A 6,573-nucleotide genomic window follows, 5' to 3' on the forward strand; every position below is an offset into this window, starting at 1 on the left:
GCGGAAGACGTAACAGTTACATGTCTTCGCCGCGCCCTTAGGCGCCGGTCAGCTCCAGTGTCCCGGCATGCTGGGCAGGCTGACCAGTTGGAACTTCAGCACCAGGAACAGCACCAGCCACAGCACCGCGGCGATCCAGGTGGTGGTGAAGAACTTCTTCTTGAGCTTTGGGTCGACCGGCGCGCCCGGATCGCCGCCATCGCCCTTGTCGATCCCGGCCTCGGCGTGGCTGACCGTGCCCAGCGGCAGGATGGCGAACAGCACCGTCCACCAGATGGTCAGGAAGATGGCGATGCCGGTGGCGATGCCCATCAGTGCGCGCCCTTGGGGGTTTCCATCAGTTCGACCAGCACGCCACCCATGTTCTTGGGATGTACGAAGATCACCGGCACGCCGTGCGCCCCGATCCGCGGCTTGCCGTCGTTGAGCACCGTGGCGCCCTTGGCCTGCATGTCGTCGCGGGCGACGATGATGTCGGGCACCTCGAAACAGACGTGGTGCTGCCCGCCCTTGGGATTCTTGGCCAGGAAGGCGTGGATCGGCGAGGTCTCGCCATAGGGCTCGATCAGCTCGATCTGGCTGTTGGGCAGGTCGACGAAACAGACATAGACCCCCTGCTCTTCCAGGATTTTGGTCTCGCTGACCTGGGTGGCGCCCAGCATGTCGCGGTACATGGCGACGGACTCGGCGATGGAGGGGGTCGCGACCCCGACGTGGTTCAGTCTTCCGATCATGGCGTCCCTATAGACCTGTCAGCGGCGGGGCGCGAGATCACGTCACGTTACATGCCTAGCTCGTCGTCCGGGGGATGACCAGCGGGGTCACACCCGCAGCACCGTGGTCTCCACCACGGGGCGCTTGCCCCAGATGCGCTGGCTGGCCTTCTTCACCGCGCGGGAAAGCGCCATCTCGACCTCGGCGTCGATCTCGCGCTGGTCGCCTTTGAGCTTGCCGAAGGCCTGTTCGGCGTCCTCGGCCAGGTCGTCGAGGACCTCGTCCATCGGATAGTCTTCGTCGGCCGGGAGACCCAGGGCCTTGACCCGTGGGCCCGAGACGATCTTGCCTCGACCATCCAGCACCACGGACACCGCCAGCACGCCGTTATAGGCCGCGTGGCGGCGCTCGCGCAGGGCGTCGCCGTTCTCGGGCGTCAAGAACCCGGCGTCCACATAGATGCGGCCCGACGGGACCTCGTCGATGATCTCGGCGCGGCCGGGAGCCAGGCGGACCATGTCGCCGTTGCGCGGGGCCACGGTCTGCTTGATCTGCAGGTCCTTGGCGAAGGCGGCGTGCTCGAGCAGGTGGCGGCGCTCGCCGTGGGTGGGCACGGCGATCTCCGGCCGGGCCCAGGCGTACATGCGGGCCAGCTCGTCGCGGCAGGGGTGGCCGGAGACGTGGATGCCGGGATGGTCGCGCTCGGTGTAGAGGCGCACCCCACGGTCGGCGAGGCGGTTCTGCAGGTTGCGGATCGGCACTTCGTTGCCGGGGATGACTCGCGAGGAGAAGACGCAGGCGTCGCCCGCCCCGAGCTTGACGTGCTGGTGGGTGCCGTCGGCGATGCGCGACAGGGCCGCGCGGGGCTCGCCCTGGCTGCCGGTGCAGAGATAGAGGATCTTGTCGTCGGGGAAGTGCCTGGCCTCGCCGTCGGTCAGGAACTCCTTGATGTCGGAGAACAGGCCGACCGATTTGGCCGCCGCGGCCATGCGGTGCATCGAGCGGCCCACCAGGCAGACGCGGCGCCCGTTGGCCTCGGCGGCCCGGATGATCGAGTCCATTCGCGCCACATTGGAGGCGAAGCAGGCCACGGCCACCTTGCCCGACAGGCCGGCGACCAGCTTGGCCATGGCGTCGCGGACATCCGCCTCCGACCCCGCCTCGCCGTCGACGAAGACGTTGGTGGAGTCGCAGACCATGGCCAGGACGCCCTCGTCGCCCAGCTTGCGGATGGCCCCCTCATCGGTGACCGAGCCCAGCACCGGGTCCGGATCGATCTTCCAGTCGCCAGTGTGCAGGATGGTGCCCAGCGGCGTGCGGATCGCCAGGCCGTTGGGCTCGGGGATCGAGTGGGTGAGCGTGATCAGGTCGATCTCGAAGGGACCGAGCTTGATGGTCCCGCCCAGCGGCACCTCGGTGATCTCGGCGTCGGCGGCGTCCTCGTTCTCGCGCAGCTTCTCGCGCAGCAGGAAGGCGGTGAAGGGCGTGGCGTAGAGCGGCGCGCGCAGGCGCGGCCACAGCCAGGCCACGGCGCCGATGTGGTCCTCGTGGGCGTGGGTCAGCACGATGCCCAGGATGTCCTTGGCGTGCTTCTCGATGAATTCGGGGTCGGGGAGGATGATCTCCACCCCCGGCGTGGTCTGGTCGCCGAAGGTGACCCCCAGATCGACCACGATCCACTTGCGCGCATGGGGCGGGCCGTAGCCGTACAGATTGAAGTTCATGCCGATCTCGTTCGAGCCGCCGAGCGGCAGGAAGACGAGTTCGTCGGTCGGTTTTACTTTGGTCATTACGTCCTTGCCGCCGTGTTCCGGCGGTGAATTTCAAGAAGGCCCCGGATGGTCAGATCCGGGTCGAAGTGGTCGATGGCGCTCGTCGCCCCGTGGAACAGTGAGGCCACGCCGCCGGTCCCAATCACCGTCATCGGCTTGCCCCACTCGGCTTTGATCCGAGCCACGAGGCCCTCGATCAGGGCGATGTAGCCCCAAAAGACGCCCGCCTGCATGGATTCCACCGTGTCCTTGCCGATCACGTGGCCCGGCCGCTGGATCGCGATGCGCGGCAGTTTGGCCGCCGCCGTATGCAACGCTTCCATGGAGAGGTTGATCCCCGGCGCGATGGCGCAGCCCTCCAGGCCGCCGTCGGCCTCCACCACGTCCAAGGTCGTCGCGGTTCCGGAGTCGATCACGATCAGGTCGCCGGGATAGACGATGTGCGCACCGATGGCGTTCACCAGGCGGTCGGCGCCGGCCTCTGACGGCTTGTGGATCCGCACCTCGATGCCGAGCTCGGCGTTCTCGCCGATCACCAGGGGTTCGACGTGCAGATAGCGGCGAGCCAGGTTGCGCAGGTTGAAGATCGACTGCGGCACGACGCTGGAGATGATCGCCGCGTCCAGCACCCCGAACTGCAGCCCCGCCATGTTGAGCAGCTGCGACAGCCAGACGGCGTATTCGTCAGCCGTGCGGCTGGGGTCGGTGGCCGCGCGCCACTGGGCGATCCAGGTCTCACCGTCATGGACGGCGAACAGCGTGTTGGTGTTGCCCTGCTCAATGGCCAGCAGCATGGGTCAGCCCCCTCCGAAAAAGACGTCGCCGGCGGTTATGCGCAAGATCGCGCCGTCGTCCAGCTTCAGACGCAGCGCGCCGTCGGAATCCAGCCCCAGGGCAATCCCCTTGATCGTCTGGTTCGGCAGCCGGGCCTCGCAGGGTTCGCCCAGACCGTGGGCGTGAGCGGTCCAGCCCTTGGCGATGGGCGCGAAGCCGTCTCGCGCCCAGGCGCCACGCCAGTGCTCGAACCGCGTGGCGAGCACCTCCAGCGCGTCCAGCGGCGCGGGTGGCGGGGCGATCATGTGGTCGGCGAACGCCGTGGCCGGGCGTTCCACGTCCTGTGGGGCGTGGGCCAGGTTGATCCCGATCCCGACCGCCAGCCATAGGACCCCGTCGGGACGGGTTCCTGATTCCACCAGTATGCCGACCGCCTTGTGGCCGTGGACGAGGACGTCATTGGGCCATTTCAGCCGGGCCGCGCCGGCGCCCAGGCAGGTTTCGGCCAGATCGGCGGCGGCGAGCGCGGCGACGAACGAGACCTGCGCGGCCTCGCCGGCCGGCTTGTCGGTCGTGAGCAGCAGGGTGGCGGCCAAGTTGCCGCTCACGGTCTGCCAGGACCGGCCGCGGCGGCCGCGCCCCGCCGTCTGGACCAGAGCGGTGATCCAGACCGGGCCGACCTCGCCGGCCTCGGCGCGGCGGCGCGCCTCGGCGTTGGTGGAATCGAGTTCGTCGTAGGCTTCGATCGGCGGGTGAGCCGCCACCTAGCTCAGGCCGAAGGCCGCGGCGGCCGCATGGGCCAGCGGGTCCAGGAAGATGAGCGCGCCCAGCACTAGGGGGAAGCTGAACAGCGCCGCGCCATAGGCGATAGCGCGGGCCTCGCCCGGGATGGCGTCGGTCTGGCTGGGGGCGGTGTCGAACCACATGGTCTTGATCAGGCGCAGATAATAGAAGGCCGCCACCACGCTGCCGACGAGGCCCAGCACCGCGGCGATCTGGATCATCGAATCCTGTACGCCGATGGCCGCCTTGAAGACGTAGAACTTCGCCCAGAAGCCGGAGAACGGCGGCAGGCCCAGCGCCGACAGCGAGAAGGCGGTCATGGCCAGTGCGATGCCGGGCCGCTGCTTGAACAGGCCGGCCATGTCCTCGATGGACTCCATGGCCACCCCAGCGCGATTGAGCGCGGTGAGGCAGGCGAAGAAGCCCGTCACGTCGACCATGTAGAGCACCATGAACACCAGCATGGCCTGCACACCCTCGGCGTTGCCCGCGGCGAGACCAAGGATCGCGTAGCCGACATTGGCGATAGAGGAATAGGCCCAGAGCCGCTTCAGGTTGGACTGGGCCAGGCCTGCAAAGGCGCCCACGAAGATCGAGAACAGGGCGATGACCACCAGGACTTGGCGCCATTGCTCCACGGCGCCGGCGAAGCCCTCGGTGAGGACCCGGGCGAACAGCACCATGGCCGCCAACTTCGGCGCGGCGGCGAAGAAGGCCACGACCGGGGTCGGCGCGCCCTCATAGACATCGGGCGTCCACATGTGGAACGGGGCGGCGGAGACCTTGAAGGCCAGCCCGCAGATCAGGAAGATCAGGCCGAACAGCACCCCGGTGTTGGCGCCCGAACTCACCGCCACGGCGATGTCGTCGAACTTGGTGGAGCCCGCGAAGCCGTAGATCAGCGAGGCGCCGTACAGCAGCAGACCCGACGACAGGGCGCCCAGCACGAAGTACTTCAGGCCCGCTTCCGAGGCCTTGGCGTTGTCGCGGTGCATGGCGGCCAGGACGTAGAGCGCCAGGGACTGCAGCTCCACGCCCATATAGAGCGAGATCAGGTCGCCCGAGGACGCCATCATTCCCATGCCGAGCGCGGCCAGGAGGATAAGGATCGGGAACTCGAAATTACGCACGGACTGGCGCTCGAACCACTTCTGGCCCAGCGGCAGGGCGATGGCGCTGGCGGCGTAGATGGCCACCTTGGCGAAGGCCGAGGCCTGGTCGGCCACCATGCCGCCGGAGAAGCCGCGGCCGATCGGGCCCACGGCGGCGGCCCAGGCGGCGGCGGCGAGCGCCCCGATCGAGGCGAGCATCAGGAGGCCGGTGGAGCGCGGCGAGTAGGCGCCGACGACCAGCAGCAGCAGGGCGGCGGCGGCGAGGATCAGTTCCGGCAGGGCCAGGGCGAGGTCGGTCGAGAAGGTCATGGCTCTAAGGGGTCCCTCACCCGCCGATGGCCGCGCGATAGATCGCGGCGAGGTTGTCAGCCGAGGCTTGGGTCAGATCGAGGACGGCGGCCGGATAGACGCCGAGGTACAGGGTCGAGGCGATCAGCGGCGCGAAGATCGCCACCTCGCGCCAGTCGAGGTCGGTGATGTCGGCGAGCGCCGGGCTGGTGATCTCGCCGAAGATGACCCGCCGATAGAGGCTGAGCGCATAGACCGCCGAGAAGATCACCCCGGTGGCGGCCACGACCGCCGTCCAGGTGGAGACCTGGTAGACCCCCACCATGGTGGTGATCTCGCCGATGAAGCCCGAGGTGCCCGGCAGCCCGACATTGCCCATGGTGAACAGCATGAAGGTCGCCGCGTACCAGGGCATGCGGTTCACCAGCCCGCCGTAGAAGGCGATTTCGCGGGTGTGCATGCGGTCATAGACCACGCCGACGCAGAGGAAGAGCGCGCCCGAGATCACCCCGTGGCTCAGCATCTGGAAGATCGCGCCCTGGATGCCGATCGCATTGCCCGCGAAGATACCCATGGTCACGAAGCCCATGTGGGCCACCGACGAATAGGCGATCAGCTTCTTGATGTCGGTCTGCCGGAAGGCGACCAGCGAGGTGTAGACGACGGCGATGACGCTGAGCGCGAAGACCAGCGGGGCGAAATAGTCCGAGGCCTGAGGGAACATCGGCAGCGAGAAGCGCAGGAAGCCGTAGCCCCCCATCTTCAAGAGGATGCCGGCCAGGATGACAGAGCCCGCCGTGGGCGCCTCGACGTGGGCGTCGGGCAGCCAGGTATGGACCGGCCACATGGGCATCTTCACCGCGAAGGAGGCGAAGAAGGCCAGCCACAGCCAGGTCTGCAGTTCGGGGGCGAACTTGTAGACCATCAGCTCGGGGATCGAGGAGGTGCCCGCGACGCCAATCATGGCCAGGATGGCGGCCAGCATCAGCACCGAGCCCAGCAGGGTGTAGAGGAAGAACTTGTAGGCCGCGTAGACCCGGTTCTTGCCGCCCCAGATGCCGATGATCAGGAACATCGGCACCAGGCCGAACTCGAAGAAGGCGTAGAACAGCACCAGGTCCAGGGCGCAG

7 protein-coding genes are annotated in these 6,573 nt (G+C 67.8%); all 7 read right to left on the minus strand.

Annotation, left to right across the window (positions count from 1 at the left end; translation table 11 throughout):
- Positions 1 to 48 precede the first annotated feature (48 nt).
- Positions 49 to 312, minus strand: a complete 264-nt coding sequence (locus Q8Q77_RS20235; RefSeq protein WP_305585855.1) for a DUF1467 family protein — start codon at positions 310 to 312, stop codon at positions 49 to 51.
- The gene (gene mce / locus Q8Q77_RS20240; RefSeq protein ID WP_305585857.1) at positions 312 to 734 is read right to left on the minus strand and encodes a methylmalonyl-CoA epimerase; all 423 of its coding nucleotides are present in this window, start codon (positions 732 to 734) and stop codon (positions 312 to 314) included. The genes Q8Q77_RS20235 and mce overlap by 1 nt, the downstream gene beginning before the upstream one ends.
- Positions 735 to 821: 87 nt before the next feature.
- Positions 822 to 2,504, minus strand: a complete 1,683-nt coding sequence (locus Q8Q77_RS20245) for a ribonuclease J (protein WP_305585859.1) — start codon at positions 2,502 to 2,504, stop codon at positions 822 to 824.
- Positions 2,504 to 3,280, minus strand: coding sequence for a type III pantothenate kinase (locus Q8Q77_RS20250; RefSeq protein WP_305585860.1), 777 nt, complete (start codon positions 3,278 to 3,280; stop codon positions 2,504 to 2,506). Before Q8Q77_RS20250 ends, Q8Q77_RS20245 begins: the two co-directional genes overlap by 1 nt.
- A gap of 3 nt (positions 3,281 to 3,283) precedes the next feature.
- Positions 3,284 to 4,024, minus strand: coding sequence for a biotin--[acetyl-CoA-carboxylase] ligase (locus Q8Q77_RS20255; RefSeq protein WP_305585861.1), 741 nt, complete (start codon positions 4,022 to 4,024; stop codon positions 3,284 to 3,286).
- Positions 4,025 to 5,464, minus strand: a complete 1,440-nt coding sequence (gene nuoN, locus Q8Q77_RS20260; RefSeq protein ID WP_305585863.1) for an NADH-quinone oxidoreductase subunit NuoN — start codon at positions 5,462 to 5,464, stop codon at positions 4,025 to 4,027.
- A gap of 16 nt (positions 5,465 to 5,480) precedes the next feature.
- Positions 5,481 to 6,573, minus strand: a 1,093-nt coding sequence (locus tag Q8Q77_RS20265; protein WP_305585864.1) for an NADH-quinone oxidoreductase subunit M, incomplete at its 5' end; no start/stop codon positions are given.

This window comes from Phenylobacterium sp. (assembly GCF_030698145.1).
Taxonomy (GTDB): domain Bacteria; phylum Pseudomonadota; class Alphaproteobacteria; order Caulobacterales; family Caulobacteraceae; genus Phenylobacterium.

What these genes read in the sequence shown, in the direction of transcription:
- mce (WP_305585857.1), bottom strand. Translation starts at nt 734, where the DNA reads ATGATCGGAAGACTGAACCACGTCGGGGTCGCGACCCCCTCCATCGCC.
- Q8Q77_RS20235 (WP_305585855.1), bottom strand. Translation starts at nt 312, where the DNA reads ATGGGCATCGCCACCGGCATCGCCATCTTCCTGACCATCTGGTGGACG.
- nuoN (WP_305585863.1), bottom strand. Translation starts at nt 5,464, where the DNA reads ATGACCTTCTCGACCGACCTCGCCCTGGCCCTGCCGGAACTGATCCTC.
- Q8Q77_RS20245 (WP_305585859.1), bottom strand. Translation starts at nt 2,504, where the DNA reads ATGACCAAAGTAAAACCGACCGACGAACTCGTCTTCCTGCCGCTCGGC.
- Q8Q77_RS20250 (WP_305585860.1), bottom strand. Translation starts at nt 3,280, where the DNA reads ATGCTGCTGGCCATTGAGCAGGGCAACACCAACACGCTGTTCGCCGTC.